Below are 16,905 nucleotides of genomic sequence, written 5' to 3'. Positions count from 1 at the left end.
TCTTTGTTGTGATTATGGTGGGCATGTTCATCAGGACATCATTCGCTGCCAGGCAGGGGCTCCGGAGCGGCAGGGTGCAAGGGCAGGCCCGCTTGCTCCCAACCGTCTACCCCGTCGCGATACCAATACAGTCTTTTATAGCCCAAGGCATGGGCGCGTTTGGTGGCGTTCCAGCCGAGCCAGCAGTCGGAGCGGCAGTAGAAGACCAGCGGCCGTTCGACATCACCCTGACTGACACGGGCGAGGTTGTCGCTGAAGTAGCTTGCCCATTCGGGTTGCAGATCGCCATCACCGGTATTGGGTAACCAGATGCTGCCCGGTAGATTTGCGTGCGGCTCACTGTCGATGAATTGCCCTGCCAGCCATTGGCTGCGATATACGTCTACCAGTATCAGATCGGGGGTTTGCGCCAACAACCTCTGCAGGGAGGACGTATCCAGCGTCTTAGCGCCTTCGGCGGTGGCCGGTGTCGGGCTACGGTACTGCGTCTGACGATACCCGTCGGTGGAGAACAATGCCGGCTGTGCATCCGCGATGGCGGTCAGCGGTTCGCTGAGCCCAGACAGCGCGGCGATCAGCAATGGCAGCAGCAGCCTGAACATGATCCTGATCCTTAGCACTTCGGTGGGTCGATTACAGAGCATTGGGCTCGTCTTTGAAATCCTACGATGGAGAGTAAAACCGGTACCAAAGTAGCAATTGGCTCATGCCGAGCGGCGCAATGCTGCATGTTGCGGGTTGAAGCTGATTACTGCGAGCACGCTGAACAGCAACGTCAGACTGAGGCAAACCAGCAGCGCAGTGGGTGCGAGCCGCAGGTAGAGTGCGTGACGCACCAGTTCCACGGCGTAGGAGAATGGGTTGATCGCGCAGATCCAGTACAGCCACTCGCTGGCTTCTCGCATCTTCCACAGCGGATACAGCGCCGAGGACAGGAAGAACATCGGGAAAATAACGAAATTCATCACCCCGGCGAAGTTCTCCAGCTGGCGAATGCCGTTGGACAGCAGCAAGCCCAGTGCACTAAGCAACAACGCCACGAGCAGCAGGGCGGGCAGGGCGACGAGTAGGCCGAGCAGTGGCGGTTGGACGCCGTAGAACCAGGCAATGGCGAGAAACGCATAGACCTGCAGCAACGAGATCAGCGCAGTGGCCACCAGCTTGCTAGCCAGCAAGAAACTGCGCGGCAGCGGACTGGTCAGCAGTACCCGCATGCTGCCCATTTCGCGGTCGTAGACCATCGATAGCGAACCCTGCATACCGTTGAACAGCAAGATCATGCAGGTCAGTCCCGGCACGATGTAGGTCTCGTAGGTGATGTAGGTTTCGTACGGTTCGATGATCGCGATACCAAGCGCTGCGCGAAAGCCGGCGGCGAACACCACCAGCCAGAGCAGCGGGCGTACCAGTGCGCTGAAGAAGCGCGAACGCTGCTGTACGAAGCGCAACCATTCGCGCAGGACGATGCCGCGCAGGCATTCCCAGTAAGTGATCATGACCTATTCCGCCCGGAAACAGGGGGCGCGCTCGTGTGCTGAGCAGCGTCACCCCTGGGTTCCGGCATGATTGTATCCGTGGAAGCGGGTTCGACCGCGAACGGCGTGGCCCCGCGCTGAGGAGGTGCATCGCCTGCGTCACTCACGCTGCTTTGGCCGTCGTTGCCGGTCAGCCGTGCAAAGCTCGCGGCCAGGTCCTCGCCCTCGGCAACCAGTGTCGCAGCGCGTCCTTGCGCCACCAAACGGCCACGGTTGAGCACCAGCAGGTCATCGTCGGCGCGCACTTCATCGAGCAGGTGTGTAGTCCATAGCACGCTCATGCCCCGTTCCTGGCAGAGCATGCGCACGTGCTGGTTGAGCGCTTGCCGGCTGGCTGGGTCGAGGCCGGCGCTGGCCTCATCGAGCAACAGCAGATCAGGCCGGTGCAGCAGGGCACGGGCGATCTCCACGCGCCGGCGATGGCCGCCGTTGAGTTCCCGTACTTTGCTACGACGGCGCTCGCTGAGCTGCTGGCGCTGCAGTTCCAGTTCGATGCGTTCGGATGCCACCTGTCTAGGCATGCCGTGCAGTGCAGCGTGATAGCGCAGGTTCTGCTCCACGGTCAGATCCAGGTCCAGCGTACTCTGCTGGAATACCACGCCCAGACGTACAAGTGCCTTGCGTGGGGCATCGCGCAGGCTGAAGCCGGCAATGCTGATCTGGCCCTGCTGCAAGTCGTACAGACGAGTGAGCAGCGCGATCAACGTCGACTTACCCGCACCATTGGGGCCCAGCAGCGCAGTAAAGCGTCCCTTGGCAGCAGTGAAGTTCACCCCGTCGAGTGCCTTGCGCTCACCGTAGGCGAATGCAACGTCGGCAACCTCAAGTGCATTCATGGCGTAACCACCACCCCCCACGGATAACGGCCTACCTTGATCGATTTGGTGACCTTCAGCTTGGCTACATCGATCACCGATACGTCGCCACTGACGCCGTTGGTTGTGAGGAGCAAGCTCTCATCGGGGTTGAATGCCATGTGCCAGACGCGCCGGCCCACCAGCAGATAGTCGAGCACCTCGTAAGTTTTCGCGTCCACCACCGCGATGTGGTTGGCAGGGCCTAGCGCAACAAAGGCATATTTGCCGTCTGAGGTGAGTTTGATACCTACCGGCTGGACCTTGTCCGGGTGCACGCCCTTGATCTTGAAGGTCAGTGTTTTGAGGATCTCGCGCTTGTCGACATCCACTACGCTGACCGTGCCGCCGATCTCGGCCGATGCCCAGAGCAGCTTGCTGTCCTTGGTGAACTCAACGTGGCGCGGACGCTGGTCGACCAGGGTGTTATCCACCAGTTCGTTGGTGGCCGTGTCGATCCAGTGCAGCATGTTGGTGGTTTCGCTGGTGTTGACCGCCCACTTGCCATCAGGGCTGACCGCCATGCCTTCGGGCTCGACGCCGACATCGATCTGCGCCAGCACTTCTTCCTTGTCGACATCGACCACTGTCACCAGGGCGTCGTCCTCATTGGAGATGTATAGCCATTTGTTGTTGGGGTGCAGGGCGAACTGCTCCGGGTCTGCGCCGGACGGCAGCTGCTTGATGATCTGCCGTGTGGCCAGGTCCATCACTTGCACGGTGTCCGAGTCACTGGCGCAGATGTACAGCAGCTTGTTGTCGTGGGAGAGGGTGAGGCCGCGCGGACGCATGCCGACCTGCAGGGTCTCGACCGTTTCCATCTTGTTCAGATCGATCACGCTGATGCTGTCGTCTTTCTCGTTGGAGACGTACGCGGTGGCGGCGACGGCTGTTCCGCCGGCAAGGCTGAGAGCAACGGTGATCGCGGTGGCAAGGGCAGTTCTAGTCATGTCAGGCTCTCTTGTCGTTATTTTATTGTGGGGGTCGCCGTGCGGCGTTCGTCCAGTTGCAGCAGGTACTCATCAGCTTCCTCTTGGCCTCCGGCGGCGGCGCGTTGCAGCCAGAGGCGTGCGGCAGTGTGGTCAGCTGTGACGCCACGGCCTTCCGCCAATACGACCCCCCAGTGGTAGCGCGCCAGGCTGACGTAGCTGATGTCATCCGGTTGTTCCGCGCCCTGCTTGAGCAGTGCGGCGGATTTGCTCAAGTCGCGCTCCACGCCGCTGCCGCTCTCGTACATCTGCGCCAGTGATATCAGCGAGTAGACGTCGTTCCAGCGTGCTACGCAGTCCTCGAAAATTGCTTTGGCCGCCTCGAAGTTGCCGGTCTTCGCTGTCACGTAGCCGTACAGGCATTTGATGCGCTTTGGGCTGTCGACATAGGCCTCATAGCCGAGCTCATCGCCGTGGGCGAATGTGCTCGAGAAGGCTGCCAAGCCCAGCAAACTGGAGGCCGAAAGGTAGTTCACGAACTGGCCCCGCTCAGTCGGCAACTGCTTTCCGGCGCGTCAAAGCCCAGAGTGTCCAGCTCGCTGGTGGGATGCAGAAAGCCATCCTGCGGCGAGTTTGAAACCAGCGCGCGTGGATGTATTAGAGGAATTGGCTGGCGTAACTGGCCGTTCCACGAGCGAAAGCTCAGCTTGCGCCCCTTGAAACCGTCCAGTGGCAGGTCACCGCTGAGCGCCAGCTGGCGGATCTGCACAGCATCGGTGCTGCGCAGGCGGGTGATTGCTGCGGCGAAGCTGCGCACGCCCATCCACGTGGCGAAATCGCGATCATTCATCCAGCGCTGGGCGTGTGTCTCGAAGCGTTTCTGCAGCTGGGCGGCACCGTAGGTTTCCACCGTTTTGTGCCAGCCGGTGGCGGTCAGGCCCTGAGTGCCTGCGACCGGGCGTGGCAGCCAGGTGTGATAGGGCACGTATTCGCCGAAGTCACCACGCTCATCGGCTACCAGCACCACGTCATATTCGGCGCCTTGGGTGAACAGCGGCATCTCGGCCTGGGCGCTGCGGCGCTGGTCGTTATCGAAACTCCAGGGCTTTTCCACCACGATGCGGTGGCCGAAGCGCTTGGCCGCACGGCGCAATGCGTCGGCATAGGCCTGGTCATCTTCAGTGGGGCCAACGATCAGCATCCACCGGTTCCAGCGGCGCACCGCGAGAAACTGGCCAAGTGCATCGGCAAGCATGCTGCGGCTGGGCAGGGTGTGTAGGACGTTCGCCATGCAGTTTTGGCTGCGCAGCGCGTCGTCGGCACTGCCGGCATTGATCAGCAGGCTATCCGGCATGGCGGTGGCGAGCTGTCGGAGCGTGGCAGCCGGTGCGTTGACCACGAACAGGCGCAAGCCATCGGCGTATTGCTTGGCAGCCAGCTCCAGCAGTTCGTCCGATGTTTCGCTGGTGGCGGTTTCGAGCGTGTAGCTGTGTTTGAGAAAGCGCCCGGTGCTGTTGCTGTCGGCAATCGCCAGCTCGGCACCGCGCAGGCCCGCATCTTCAGGCTCGGGAATGACGTTGGAGAGCACAGGCCCCGTATCTGGGCGGTAGTCGAGATAACCAATGCGTATCGACAATTCAGCGCTAGTTGTAGCTGCAGCGAACGGCGTACCGCAGGCAAGGGCGATCAGGAAACCGGCTCGTCGTAATACATGGCGCATAGGCAGCTCCTGTGGCGTTGTAAGCAGCATAGGAACCATGGCGGGGTGGGGGAATATGCAGAAAGTAGCGGTCGCTGTGTACCAAGGTCGTAGAAACCTCAGAGGATCGTGGCGGCGCTGGAGCCAGCGCCGCCTCAGACCTTTAGCGGGAATGTCTGACCTTGAAGCGGCCAACCTGCACGATCATCTGCTGTGCCTGCTGCGTCAGTTCCTGCGCAGCTCGCGTGGACTGCTCGGAGTTCGTGCTGTTGTGATGGACGACCTCATCGATCTGGCTGATAGCCAGGCTGACCTGCTCGATCCCCGACGCTTGCTGGCTCGAAGCGGAAGCAATCTCGTCCACCAACTGCGAGACCTGCGCTGCACCCTGGACGATGGCTTCGAGTGCCCGAGCGGTGTCGTCGGTGAGCTCCATGCCCTTGATCGTCCGCGCGTTGGACTACTGAATCAGACGGGTAGAGCGCTGTGCTGCTTCGGCACTGCGGGCCGCCAGCTGGCGAACTTCATCGGCAACCACCGCGAATCCTCGGCCATGTTCACCGGCGCGGGCTGCTTCAATGGCTGCGTTGAGCGCGAGCAAGTTGGTTTGCGTGGCAATCTCTTCGATCGCCTTGATGATGTTGGTGATATCAAGACCGGACTGATTGATCTCCTGCATAGCGGCTTTAAGCGTGACCATCAGCTCGTTGCCGCTGCGTGCCGAGTGCTCGGAGCTGCGCGATAGTGCATTGGCTTCGCCTGAATATTCGGAGGTCTGGCGGATCTGTGCGGCCATCTGGTTGATGGTGGCGCTGATCTCGGTGACCGCGGAGGCCGACTCCGTTGCGCCATTGGAAAGATCCTGGCTCAACGACGTCACTTGCCCGGCCTTGTCGTTGATCATCCCGGAGCTCAGCTGCACCTGGGACACCAGCTCGTTTAGGTTGTCGACCATTCGCCGCAGCGCCAGGCCAAGCTGGTCCTGCTCCGATGCCAGGCGGACTTCTACCGCCAGATCGCCCTGGGATATCCGCTCGGCCACATGCACCTGTTCCTGAAGGCTGTCCGCCATTCGATCGAGACTGGCCGAGAGCTGACCAACTTCATCTTCCGATTGATGACCCAGACGTTGTGAGAAGTCCCCTTTCTGAATCGCCCCGGCAAGCTGAGCGGCCTTGCGGATGGGTAGTGCGACCGCCCGTGAGGAAATCCACAGTGCAATGACCGCGAGTATCGAAATAAGCACGCCCGCACCGATCTGTTGAAGCATGCCCTTGTTACTTTGCGCGTCCATCTCTGCTTTCAGTTCGTTCGCCTTGGCCAGCACGATCTCTTTGTCGATCTTCAGCATGATCGACCAGGGCTTGCCGGTGCGGCCTAGCTCGATGGGAGCGAAGACCACAACCATGCCGCTATCGTCTATGCGGGCGAGCTCTTGGCCTTTCTGAATGGTGTTCAGCGCTGTCTGCCAGTCACCCGGCATTACTTGTCGGAAATGCTGGCCAATCAGGTTCGGATGGCGGCTCTCTGCCACGATCAGCCCCTGGTCACTGATGATTGCCACCTCGCCCTGGCCATCGAACAGCTTGCCGGAAACTTCCTGGCTGATCTTCTGGACGAAATCGAGGTTGTAGTCGGTGCCCGCTACGCCCATGAAGCGGCCATCGACAATGATCGGGACCGATAGCGTCGCTAGCCACACCTGCTTGCCCTGCACGATATAGGGGAGTGGGCCGAGCACGCTTTCCTTGAGGTTCTCCCGCGGGCCAATGTACCAGCCGCCTTTGAGTACGCCATTGGGGTGCTTGTCCATTGTGTCGTACTCGACCAGCGGCTGGACCGCAATCTTGCCGTCTGCTCCGCGGGTCCAGTAGGGCGTGAAACGACCGGTTTGCTCGTTGTTACCGTTCTGGCCGCCGGTAAAGAGGAAATCCTGACCGTCGATTGCATCCGGCTCCCAGCACGAGTAAGTGCCGTTGAAGTCCGGATAGCTCTTGAGCACGTTCAGCAGGATTGAATTGACCTCATCACGACCGATCTGCAGGCCGTCGCTGCCCGAGTTTGCTTTAGCTACCGCGAAGGTGGTCGCCATGCCGCGTGCGGCTTCCAGGGCTTCGGTAAATTCGGAGCGAATTTCGCCAGCGTACTTCCCGCCGAGGTTTTGCAGTGTTTGTAACGCGTCGTCCTGGGCCTGCTGGCTGACGCGGCTCGAAACCAGTTGCTGTGTCGAACTGGCGATATAGACGCTGTAGCCGATCAGTATTCCGGCTGTCGTGAGCAGACACAGTCCGCCGATGACAGCGATTCGCTGTTGTATGGATTTAAGAGACATCACGGTTCCCACTCCTGAATAGCGCAAGAAAACTGGTTACGTTCGTGCACGGCGGAACGCCGGGATTCTCTGGCGTAGTGCAGTCGAAGGAGGCCGATGTCCATTTGGCATCACGTGTACCGTTATGGCGGCCCGCAACGCGATTTGTTGAGTGATACCTTGGTCTTGCTACTTTGGTACTGGTTTTGGCGGGTTGCTGATCGAGCCCGCTGTGGCGGGACCACACTACCGAGCGGCTGAACCGCGCTCAGGGACGGATTGCGGGTTTGCCTCACCACGTACATGCATTCTGGGCAAACCAAATCCGCAGGGTTGCGGCGACCCTGAACGCAATCGGCCGCTACCAAGGTAGGAAGCTGGGCGGCGGGGTGTGCCTTAGGATGGGCCACCGAAAACAATAAACGAGGCCATCGCCATGCCCACTTACAAAGCGCTGCTGCTCAACCTCCTGCTCATCGGTAGCCTGATCGGTTTCGATCAGAGTCATGCTGCCGGCGATCTCACTCGTCGTACCCAGGCGTTGCCAGACCTGCGGTTCGGCTCGGAGGAGAGCGACTACGCCGTCTCACAAAAGGAGTACCAGCTGGAAACTGGCGTTGCCTACCAGCTAAAGGTGAGTTCCGATGGGCAAAAGGAGTGCGCTTTCCAGGCTCCCGAATTCGCCCAATCCATTTTCCTGCGCAAGATCGAGGCGGGCGGGGTGGAAATCAAAGCCATCACCCTGGTTGAGCTGGAATTTGAAGATGCCGGTGAAGCTGAAATTTTTTTCCTGCCGATCAAGCCAGGTAGCTATCCGTTCTACTGCAAGGGCCTGCAGAACAAGGGAATGGAAGGCCGATTCGTAGTCAAGTGAGGCTTGCTGCATTGCCCAGGCCGCTCGACGGCCCATTGACTACCGGAGATCTGAGACATGTCTGCGCTCTGGCGAATTAACCTGCTGGTCACGCTGTTTTTTGCGCTGGTCACGCTGGTTTGCCTTGCGGTGCTGATCCGCCAGGCCAGCCATGACGTTCAGCGCGAGCTCAATGCCGCTGCCGCGGTGGTGGGCTATCTCAGTGAAATGGCCGAGCGTGATCCCGAGTCTTTGCGCCCGGGCCTTACCAATAGCCTGCGACACATTCGCGTGCATTGGTTGACGGAGCAGGAAGGCGAGCTAAACGTAGCCGAATCGACCTTCGATGACTGGCTCGGTGCCTGGTTGTATCCGGCTGAGCAGGTTTCGCCAACGGTGGTGCAACTGCCCAATGGCGAGCGTCTGCAGATCAGCGTCGATCCGAGTGATGAAGTCGAAGAGGTCAAAGATTCGCTGCTGCAGCTGCTGGTGCTGTTCGGCTTCGCGCTGCTGCTATGCCTGCTGGCGATTCGCTGGGCCGTGCAACCTGGAATGCGAGTGCTGGGCGAGCTGCTGGGTGCGCTGGTGCGTATTGCCGACGGTCGCCTGGATACCCGCTTAGCGTCCCATCGGTTTGCCGAAGCCCGCCAATTGGCCGAGCGCTTCAATCACATGGCTGCTGCGCTTGAGGACACTCGGGCAGATAACGACCGGTTGACTCAGGCACTGCTCGCCTTGCAGGAGCGCGAGCGCACCCGGCTGGCTCAGGCGCTGCATGATGACCTTGGCCAGTACCTCGCCGGAATCCGTGCCCGGGTCTGCTTGTTGCGTGTGCAAGCAGACCAGCCCGACGCCGTGCGTGAAAATGCGGCCCATCTTGAGCAACACAGCCTTGACCTGCAGAACGGCTTTCGCGCGCTGGTGCACGACCTCTATCCGGTCATGCTCGATCACCTGGACCTTGAGGATGCTATCGGTCAGCTCGCTGAGCAATGGCAGAACACGCAAGGTATCGCGTGTGAAGTCCGGCTGCAGGGAGCGATTCCCGCGCTGTCGATGGAGGCCAAGGTTCATTTGTACCGCATGGTGCAAGAGGCGCTGACCAATGTAGCCCGTCATGCGCGCGCTACACGGGTGCGGGTGCATCTGCGCGGCAAAAGCAACGGCCTGCGCCTGCTGCTTTGCGACAACGGCCACGGTCTCCCGCCCGAGCAGGCAGGGGTCGGTCTGCGCTCGATGGTCGAGCATGCGCGCTGCCTTGGCGCTCGACTGCGCCTGAAACACAGGCCCGGGAGCGGCTGGATGCTCTATCTAAACCTGGCATTGAAAGAGGTAGCACCATGAAGATCCTATTGGTGGATGACCATGCGGTGGTACGTCAGGGCTACGCCAGTCTGCTCACCGCGTTGCTCCCCGAGGTGACGGTCAGCGAGGCGGCGAGCGGCGAGCAGGCGCTGCTGCAGGTGCAGGAGAGCATCCCCAGCCTGGTGGTTCTCGACTTGGGCCTGCCCGGGATCAGCGGCCTGGAAACCTGCCGACGTCTGCGGCAGCGCTTGCCGCTGCTTCCGGTGCTGATCTTCAGCATGCACGATGAACTGGCGTTGGTACGGCAGGCATTGGATGCCGGGGCGTCCGGTTACCTGACCAAGCGCTGCGCGCCGGACGTGCTGGTCGAAGCGGTACGTAAAGTGCTCTCTGGGCAGTCCTTCATCGAACAGCCACTGGCAACCGAGTTGGCCTGCCAGAGGCCCTCGCAGTCGCCGATCAAGGGCCGCCTGGCCGAGATGACGCCACGGGAGATGGAGATTTTCATCATGCTCGCCCGCGGAATCGGTAACCGCGAGATTGCCGAGCGTCTGTGCATCAGTAGCAAGACTGTTTCGAACCATATGGCGTTGCTGAAAAACAAACTGGAAATCACCTCCCAGGCCGAACTGGTGCACTTGGCCATCGATCAGGGGTTGTTGCGCATCGGCGAGCGCATGCTGTGCGAAGCCTGATCAGGCTGATTCCGACATCGGTCGGAGCGGTCCGCAATGTCTGTTTGCTGATTGGCGCAAGCTCCAGAATCAGCATCGGTCTTCGCCCACCAGCAGCTGGCGCTGCTCGACGGGGAGACCAAGAAATACCTGCAACGCTGCGTAGGCATCGTTCGCTGCATAGATTTGTTGAGCTGGCGTCAGCACTGCCCTTGCCCAGTTAGACGTTGCCACGCTGCGGGATTTGTTGATCCTTGCGTTGAGGATTCCGGCTACCGCGCCACGCAGGCCAACCTGGCCTTTCTTGCCTTGATAGCGAAGCGTCGAGCCGAGATCGAGGAGCTGGTTAGGCTGGATATCCAGCTTGCTGCGCAGTCGACTGCGATCGGACTTCAATCCGAAACCGATCTTCACAATATCCCCTGCCTGAAGCACGCTGCGCGCCGCCTCAATGCAGCCTGGCGCACCAATTTGAAACAGATAGGCCTTTTCTGGCGTGGCGAACTGGATCAGGTGCGGGCCGCTGGAAACCTCGCCGACCTTGAAGGTCGGCTTGGATTCGGTATCGAAGCCGATGCAGCTGAACGCCGCTATTTCATCTGCCGCTACACGAAACTCGTCCGGTGTCGCCGGAGTGAAAATGCGTTCGTATGTGATGCCCTCGAACGCGGGTAACACGTCGAGCTCGGTGTGTTGCGGGATGTGAATGATCAGCTTCTGGCTCAATCGTTAGTCCTCGGAAACCAGAAATACAGGCGATGCGGGCTGCCTCTTTGCCAGCCCCAAACGCCCGTTTTGAGAGCTCGCCGGGCAGTTTGCGTGTCGCTGTTCTTTCAGAGTCTAGAACCCGTCGGCGTTAAGCTCGGGGCGACACTCTGCTTTTCATCAGGTCTTCAGTTGACTGGCGAACTGGCCAACCGCGCTGACCACGCGCTGGGCTCCGTCCTGAATCTCTACGATCACCGCTCCTGCCTGGTTGGCGAACTCCAGGCCCTGTTCGGCCTGGCTACGGCTGGTGGACATGCTTTGCACCGCCGCTTGCGCGAGATCCTGGTTCTTCTGCACAACGCCAATAATCTCCGCGGCCGCATTGCTGGTTCGCGCGGCCAGTTGGCGCACTTCATCTGCGACCACTGCGAAGCCGCGGCCTTGGTCGCCGGCTCTGGCCGCCTCGATGGCTGCGTTTAGTGCCAGCAGATTGGTCTGATCGGCGATGCCGCTGATGGTCTTGAGGATCGCGCTGATCAGCTGGGACTGTTTGTCGAGCGCCTCGATACCGTCCGAGGCCTGCTGCATCTGCTGCGCGATACGACGCATCACGTCGACCGTTTGTTGAACGACTTGGGCGCCACGCTGGGCGCTGAGGTCAGTGTGTTGCGAGGTGTCGTAGGCAATGGTCGCGGCCTCGGCGACCGCCAGCTCACGGTTGACCTGATCGGTGACGACCGTGGCGAACTTGATCACCTTGTACAACTTGCCGTAGGCGTCGTGCACCGGGTTGTAGGAGGCTTCGAGCCAGACGGTTTGGCCGTGTGCGTCGATGCGCTTGAAGCGTTCGACGATGTACTCACCGCGGTTCAGTCTGGCCCAGAACTCCCGGTACGCGGCCGAGTCGGCTTCCTCGCGTTCGCAGAACATGCGGTGGTGCTTGCCCTTGATCTGCTCGAGGCGATAGCCCATGCCGTCGAGAAAATGCTTGTTTGCAGTGATGACATGCCCGCTCAGGTCGAATTCGATGACGGCAGTCGAGCGCATCAACGCGTTGATCAAGCTTTCATGTTCGCGTGACGTTTCGATGGTGCGCGTCAGGTTAGTCGCGCACAGGGTGAAGCGATGCAGCGTCCCGTCCGAGCCCTTGATCGGTTGCCAGATCGAGCGCAGCCAGGCTTCCTGGCCATCGCTGCGTAGCAGTCGGTAGGCACCGCTGACGTGCTCGGCGCGCTGCATGGCGCTCTTGAGGCGCGCGTAATTGGGTTCGCTACGAAACTGCTCAGTGAAGAAATCGTCGAGCGGGCGGCCGATGAGATCGTCGCGGCGAAAGCCCATCTCGCTCAGAAACAATTCGTTGGCGTGTTCGATGCGTCCTTGCCGGTCCACTTCCAGAACCATCATCTCCCTGTAGAGCGAAGCCTTGATCTGGCCGTTGATCGCGACTTCTTCGCGTAACTCGGCCAGTTCGCGCTTGAGGTGATTGTTGAACATCGTATTCGCATCCAGTTGTGAGGCAAGATCGCCTAGTCATTTAATCGGCGACTGGATGTATTTCGTTAGGGAGCACTGCTACAGATTTTTCAATGACCCTGATTGAGCCAGACAATCGGCTTGGGCGGCTCGGCCTTTCAGGGCATTGCTGTCATTTTTCCCAGTCGTGCGGGCAGTCCTTGCAGCCCTCCATATTGGTGCCCTGAAAGGTCGCGTAATGCCGGCGTGCACCGGTCAGTACCGCATCGCCCAGATTGGCGTCGTTGAGCTTGGCTTCCTGCAGGTTGGCATCGGTGAGGTTGGCGCCTTTGAGGTCGGCTTTGCTTAGCCAGGTCATTTCCAGATCCGCGGCGTGCAGATTGCTGCTGTGCATCCTGGCGCCGCTCATGCGAGCAAATTCAAGGTAAGCACCTGTGAGGTCGGCGCCCTTGAACTGCGCCGCCTGGGCGAAAAGTCCCCAGCCTTGGATGGCAATCAGCCGGGCGTTGGTGAAGTTGGCCAGGCGCAGATTGGCCTGCTGCAGGCTGGCGCGGTTCAGGGTGGCGTCGGTGAGGTTGGCTTTTTCCAGGTTGGCTAGATCGAGCACCGCGTGACGCAGGTTTGCACCGCTTAGGTTGGCGCCGGCGAGGTTGATCCGCCGTAGATCCTGATTGCTCAGGTCGGCGCCGCGCAGGTCGGTGTTGGCACATTGACTATCGGGCTCAAGAACACATCCGTTGATGATAAGCGGACCGTCTTCGGCAGCGAAGCTAACGCAGCTGGCTAGCAGCGCAAGCGGTAGGAGTAGGCGAGAGAGTGTCGTCATGGGTGATTTATCCGAGGGATGGACGGGTGGAAGGCGGTCACACGGCGTTTTGGCTTGTCGGCGAGAGCGCCAACTAAGAGCCGCTTAGGCCAGGCGCGCCGTGTGAACCGCATTACCTTGGTGCTGCCCGAAGCGTGCCCGCCAGTACGACGGGCACGCTTCAACTCAACGCTTCGCGGTCTTGTTTTCCCAATCCGGCAGCTTGAACACCCAGAACGAGCCGCCCTGGGCGACCGGCTTGGTCAGCACGGCCATGTCACCACCCCACAGCGGCACGGCACCGCCGTAGCCCACGGTGACACCGATGTACTGCTCGCCGTCCTGAACCCAGGTTACTGGTGGAGAAATGATTCCGCTGCCGGTCTGGAACTTCCACAGTTCTTTACCCGTTTTCGCATTGAAGGCCTTGAAGTAGCCGTCGCTGGTGCCGGTGAATACCAGGTTGCCCTTGGTGGCCAATACGCCGGCCCACAACGGCAGCTTTTCCTTGTGCTCCCACTCCACCTTGCCGGTGGTGGGGTTCATTGCGCGCAGGATGCCGACATGGTCGTCGAACATGCGCTTGATGCGGAAACCCTGGCCGAGGTAGGCCGAGCCTTTCTTGTAGCTGACTTCCTCGGTCCAGTAATCCTCCTTCCAGTGGTTGGCGGGTACATAGAACAGGCCTGTGTCCTGGCTGTACGCCATTGGGTTCCAGTTCTTGCCACCAAGGAAGGGCGGGGAGACCTCCACCGATTTGCCATGTTTTTCGCCCGGTTCCGGCTTGGGTGGACGCTGCCCCTCGTTCTCTACCGGGCGGCCGGTTTCGAGGTCGATATGGCTGGCCCAGGTGATGCCGTCCACGAAGGGGAAGGCGTTCTGCAACTTGCCGTCCTTGCGGTCGACAACATAGAAGAACCCGTTACGGTCAGCGTGAGCGGTAGCCTTGACGGTCTTGCCGTTCTTGTCCTTGTAGTCGAACAGCACCAGTTCGTTATTGCCGGAAAAGTCCCAGGCGTCGTTCGGCGTGTGCTGGTAGAACCACTTCACCTCGCCGGTACTTGGGTCGACGCCGACCTGGCCGGAGGTGTACAGGCTGTCGTAATCCTTCGGATCGCCGCCATCGCTGGTGCGCTCCCAGCCGTTCCATGGGGCCGGGTTGCCAGCGCCGACGATGATGGTATTGGTTTCCGGATCGAAGCTCGCGCTCTGCCACGGTGCGCCGCCGCCCTGGCTCCAGGCTTCCTTCTTGCCGGTCGGGTGGTTGGGATCATCCGGCCAGGAGGGCGCTTTGATGTCGCCGGTGGGGGTGCTGTCCTTGCCGTTGAGGCGCCCCATGTGGCCCTCGACGAAAGGGCGCATCCAGACTTCTTCACCGGTATCCGGGTCGCGAGCGAATAGCTTGCCGACGATACCGAACTCGTCACCCGAGCTGCCGTGCACCAGCAGGACCTTGCCCGTCTTGCCATCCTTCACCAGGGTCGGCGCGCCGGTCATGGTGTAGCCGGCGGCGTGATCACCAAACTTCTTGTTCCAGACGACCTTGCCGGTGTCCTTGTTCAGCGCGACGAGACGCGCATCGAGCGTGCCGAAGTAGATCTTGTCGCCGTAGATGGCGGCGCCGCGGTTGACTACGTCGCAGCAGGGGCGAATGTCGTCGGGCAGGCGATGGGCGTAGCTCCACAGGCGCTTGCCGGTCTTTGCATCCAGCGCGAAGACGCGGGAGTACGAGCCGGTCACGTAGATCACGCCGTCATGGACGATGGCTTGGGATTCCTGCCCGCGCTGCTTCTCGTCACCGAATGAAAACGACCAGGCCGGGGTCAGCTTGAACACGTTGCTTTCGTTCACCTGGGCCAGGGGACTCCAGCGCTGGGCGTTGGTGCCCATGCCGTACTGCAGCACATTGCTGGTGGTCACGTGATCGTTGGCGATGTCTTCCCAGCTGACCGGTTTGGCGAGTGCGGCGCCGGCCCACGCAAGGCTGCCGGCCAGTGCCAGGCATTGCACGGCGATGGCCAGTGGGTGTTTGGAGCCGGGGTGCGATCTTGTTGTCATGGTTGCGATTCCCTTGGTCGATTCGGACGAGGCCGCCGTATAGCGGTGGCCTGGCGATTCGATTATTGGGAGCGCGCCGCCGAAGCCGACACGGAAAATCTCCCGGGAAGACCGGGAATACTTCCCAAACGCCCGGTGTTTGGCCTTGCTACCGGAGTGGCGTTCGGGCTGCTGCAAAAGGTGGTGGCAAAACCCAGTACCAAGGGAGGAGATGCAGGCGTCCAAAGCAGGATTCTGCCGGCCCGCTCACCCCTCCAACATGACCACCATGCGCTCCGATGGGGGCTGCCTTGCACAGGTTCTCGAATAGAGGGTGGTAGTCATGAATAACAAGATCTTTTTGCGCTCACTGCTGGCAGCGGGTTTCCTCGGTATGTCTGGTCTGGTCATGGCCCACGGCGACGTGACGCCGCAGGCAGTCAACACCAAGGGGCTGCCGTCGCTCGGTGAAGAATGGCTGGACGAAAACCCCTATCGCGCTCCGAACGAGCACTACGATCTGGCGGTAGAAATCGGTTCTTCTGCCTACAACCAGAACTGCGCTCGTTGCCATGGCCTTGAAGCCATTTCCGGCGGCATTGCGCCGGATCTGCGTGAACTTGAAGCCAGCTACGATGGCGATGAGTGGTACAAGGAGCGGGTAATCAACGGCGCGGTGCGTGACGGCGCCGTTTACATGCCGCGAATGGCCGACACGCTCAGCCAGGAAGCGCTGTGGGCCATTCGTACCTATATCGAAGCTGAAGCGGCTAAGCAGTAATGAACGCCGCGCGGCTGGCTCTGACGCTGTGGCTAACGCTCTGCTGCGCCCTGGTGCAGGCGGATGTGGTCAAGGTGCGCGCCTTCGATGACATCATCGAGTCCGGCGTGCTCAAGGTGGCGATGTACGAGAGCTTTCCGCCGTACAGCTATCAGCAGGACGGGGAGCCGCTCGGGGTCGATGTAGAACTGGCGCGAAAGCTCGCCGAAGGGCTGGGCCTGAAGCTGCAGGTGTTGTGGGTGACTCCGGACGAAACACTGGACGACGACTTGCGCAACTTCATCTGGAAGGGGCATTACCTGCGTCCGAACGTGCTGGCCGACGTGATGCTGCGTGTGCCGTACGACCGTGAGTTTGCCTACAAGCGCAACGAACTCGGTGAGGTGATCAACGAGCTGGTGGTGATGTTCGGTCCCTACCAGCGGGAACGCTGGCAAACCGCTTACGACGATCGCCGTGTAGATGAAGTGCCGAGCGTAGCGATCTTCCAGTACCACCCGATCGGGGTAGAGGTCGACAGCGTGCCCTCGTTCTATCTGTCCTCGGTATTCGAGGGCCGGTTGGCGAAGAACACGCATCACTACCCGAGCGTGCAGCAAGCATTTGCGGCACTGCAGCAGGGCGAGGTGGACGCCACCATGGCCATGCGCGGGGAAATCGAATGGCTGCTCGATCAGGCCGGTAGTGATCACCTGAAACTCGCCGAGAACGCTTACCCGAACATGGGCAAGCAAGTGTGGGATCTGGGCATGGCAGTACATGAATCCAACCGGCAGCTGGCGTACGCGCTTGAAGAGGTGCTGGAGCCGCTGATCCTTGAAGGCCAGCTGAGGGCGCTCTATGCCAGCTATGGATTGAGCTACGAGCTACCCGGGTTGTACCAGGATGTGGAGAGCGACGTGGCCGGGCGCTGACCGGCTGCGCCATGCCGATCCCGCTGC

Annotated in this window: 15 protein-coding genes and 1 pseudogene; 5 read left to right on the top strand and 11 right to left on the bottom strand. The window is 60.6% G+C overall.

The annotated features are described in order from the left end of the window. Positions 1–38 precede the first annotated feature (38 nt). The 7 genes and pseudogenes from AAEZ08_RS02920 to AAEZ08_RS02890 all read right to left on the bottom strand — a co-directional run bounded on the left by AAEZ08_RS02920 (position 39) and on the right by AAEZ08_RS02890 (position 7,109). Complete coding sequence (locus tag AAEZ08_RS02920; RefSeq protein WP_102820053.1) at positions 39–602, bottom strand: PQQ-dependent catabolism-associated CXXCW motif protein; 564 nt, start codon at positions 600–602, stop codon at positions 39–41. A gap of 102 nt (positions 603–704) precedes the next feature. Continuing rightward, the gene (locus tag AAEZ08_RS02915) at positions 705–1,496 is read right to left on the bottom strand and encodes an ABC transporter permease (protein WP_003282544.1); all 792 of its coding nucleotides are present in this window, start codon (positions 1,494–1,496) and stop codon (positions 705–707) included. Then, entirely contained in the window at positions 1,493–2,371 is an 879-nt protein-coding gene (locus AAEZ08_RS02910) for an ABC transporter ATP-binding protein (protein ID WP_003282545.1), read from the bottom strand. The genes AAEZ08_RS02915 and AAEZ08_RS02910 overlap by 4 nt, the downstream gene beginning before the upstream one ends. Beyond that, positions 2,368–3,339 carry a YVTN family beta-propeller repeat protein gene (locus tag AAEZ08_RS02905; protein WP_003282546.1) on the bottom strand — a complete coding sequence of 324 codons (972 nt, stop codon included), beginning with the start codon at positions 3,337–3,339 and terminating at the stop codon, positions 2,368–2,370. Before AAEZ08_RS02905 ends, AAEZ08_RS02910 begins: the two co-directional genes overlap by 4 nt. A gap of 17 nt (positions 3,340–3,356) precedes the next feature. Further along, positions 3,357–3,830, bottom strand: a complete 474-nt coding sequence (locus AAEZ08_RS02900) for a tetratricopeptide repeat protein (protein ID WP_500123693.1) — start codon at positions 3,828–3,830, stop codon at positions 3,357–3,359. Between the two features lie 20 nt (positions 3,831–3,850). Beyond that, positions 3,851–5,038, bottom strand: a complete 1,188-nt coding sequence (locus AAEZ08_RS02895; protein ID WP_500123675.1) for an ABC transporter substrate-binding protein — start codon at positions 5,036–5,038, stop codon at positions 3,851–3,853. Between the two features lie 142 nt (positions 5,039–5,180). Next, a pseudogene (locus tag AAEZ08_RS02890) lies at positions 5,181–7,109 on the bottom strand (methyl-accepting chemotaxis protein). A gap of 655 nt (positions 7,110–7,764) precedes the next feature. Here AAEZ08_RS02890 and AAEZ08_RS02885 point away from each other — a divergent pair. The 3 genes from AAEZ08_RS02885 to AAEZ08_RS02875 are packed head-to-tail and all read left to right on the top strand — an operon-like array spanning position 7,765 to position 10,181. Beyond that, positions 7,765–8,202 (top strand): cupredoxin domain-containing protein, encoded by a 438-nt coding sequence (locus tag AAEZ08_RS02885; RefSeq protein ID WP_102820054.1) that lies wholly within the window; start codon positions 7,765–7,767, stop codon positions 8,200–8,202. Between the two features lie 57 nt (positions 8,203–8,259). Further along, positions 8,260–9,525 carry a sensor histidine kinase gene (locus AAEZ08_RS02880; protein ID WP_058064531.1) on the top strand — a complete coding sequence of 422 codons (1,266 nt, stop codon included), beginning with the start codon at positions 8,260–8,262 and terminating at the stop codon, positions 9,523–9,525. After that, positions 9,522–10,181: a response regulator transcription factor gene (locus AAEZ08_RS02875; protein WP_003282552.1), complete on the top strand. Its 660-nt coding sequence runs from the start codon at positions 9,522–9,524 to the stop codon at positions 10,179–10,181. Before AAEZ08_RS02880 ends, AAEZ08_RS02875 begins: the two co-directional genes overlap by 4 nt. 69 nt (positions 10,182–10,250) lie before the next feature. Here AAEZ08_RS02875 and AAEZ08_RS02870 read toward each other — a convergent pair whose 3' ends face one another. The 4 genes from AAEZ08_RS02870 to exaA form a co-directional block, all read right to left on the bottom strand. After that, complete coding sequence (locus AAEZ08_RS02870) at positions 10,251–10,886, bottom strand: 3'-5' exonuclease (RefSeq protein WP_500123674.1); 636 nt, start codon at positions 10,884–10,886, stop codon at positions 10,251–10,253. 159 nt (positions 10,887–11,045) lie between these two features. Beyond that, positions 11,046–12,362: a methyl-accepting chemotaxis protein gene (locus AAEZ08_RS02865; RefSeq protein ID WP_500123673.1), complete on the bottom strand. Its 1,317-nt coding sequence runs from the start codon at positions 12,360–12,362 to the stop codon at positions 11,046–11,048. 151 nt (positions 12,363–12,513) lie between these two features. Next, positions 12,514–13,167: a pentapeptide repeat-containing protein gene (locus AAEZ08_RS02860; RefSeq protein WP_003282555.1), complete on the bottom strand. Its 654-nt coding sequence runs from the start codon at positions 13,165–13,167 to the stop codon at positions 12,514–12,516. 165 nt (positions 13,168–13,332) lie between these two features. Beyond that, on the bottom strand, positions 13,333–15,204 hold the full coding sequence (gene exaA, locus AAEZ08_RS02855; RefSeq protein ID WP_058064528.1) for a quinoprotein ethanol dehydrogenase: 1,872 nt from the start codon (positions 15,202–15,204) through the stop codon (positions 13,333–13,335). Between the two features lie 322 nt (positions 15,205–15,526). Between exaA and pedF the strand changes: the two genes are divergently transcribed. Then, positions 15,527–15,964, top strand: coding sequence for a cytochrome c-550 PedF (gene pedF / locus AAEZ08_RS02850; protein ID WP_003282557.1), 438 nt, complete (start codon positions 15,527–15,529; stop codon positions 15,962–15,964). Next, positions 15,964–16,878 (top strand): substrate-binding periplasmic protein, encoded by a 915-nt coding sequence (locus tag AAEZ08_RS02845; RefSeq protein ID WP_500123672.1) that lies wholly within the window; start codon positions 15,964–15,966, stop codon positions 16,876–16,878. Before pedF ends, AAEZ08_RS02845 begins: the two co-directional genes overlap by 1 nt. The last annotated feature ends 27 nt before the right edge of the window (positions 16,879–16,905 follow it).

It is taken from the genome of Pseudomonas sp. E45-MNA-CIBAN-0222 (genome assembly GCF_040310405.1).
In the GTDB taxonomy this organism is placed as follows: Bacteria; Pseudomonadota; Gammaproteobacteria; order Pseudomonadales; family Pseudomonadaceae; genus Stutzerimonas; species Stutzerimonas stutzeri_AC.
Note: the sequence above shows the minus strand (reverse complement) of the source record. Positions and strands in the feature narration are given on the sequence as shown.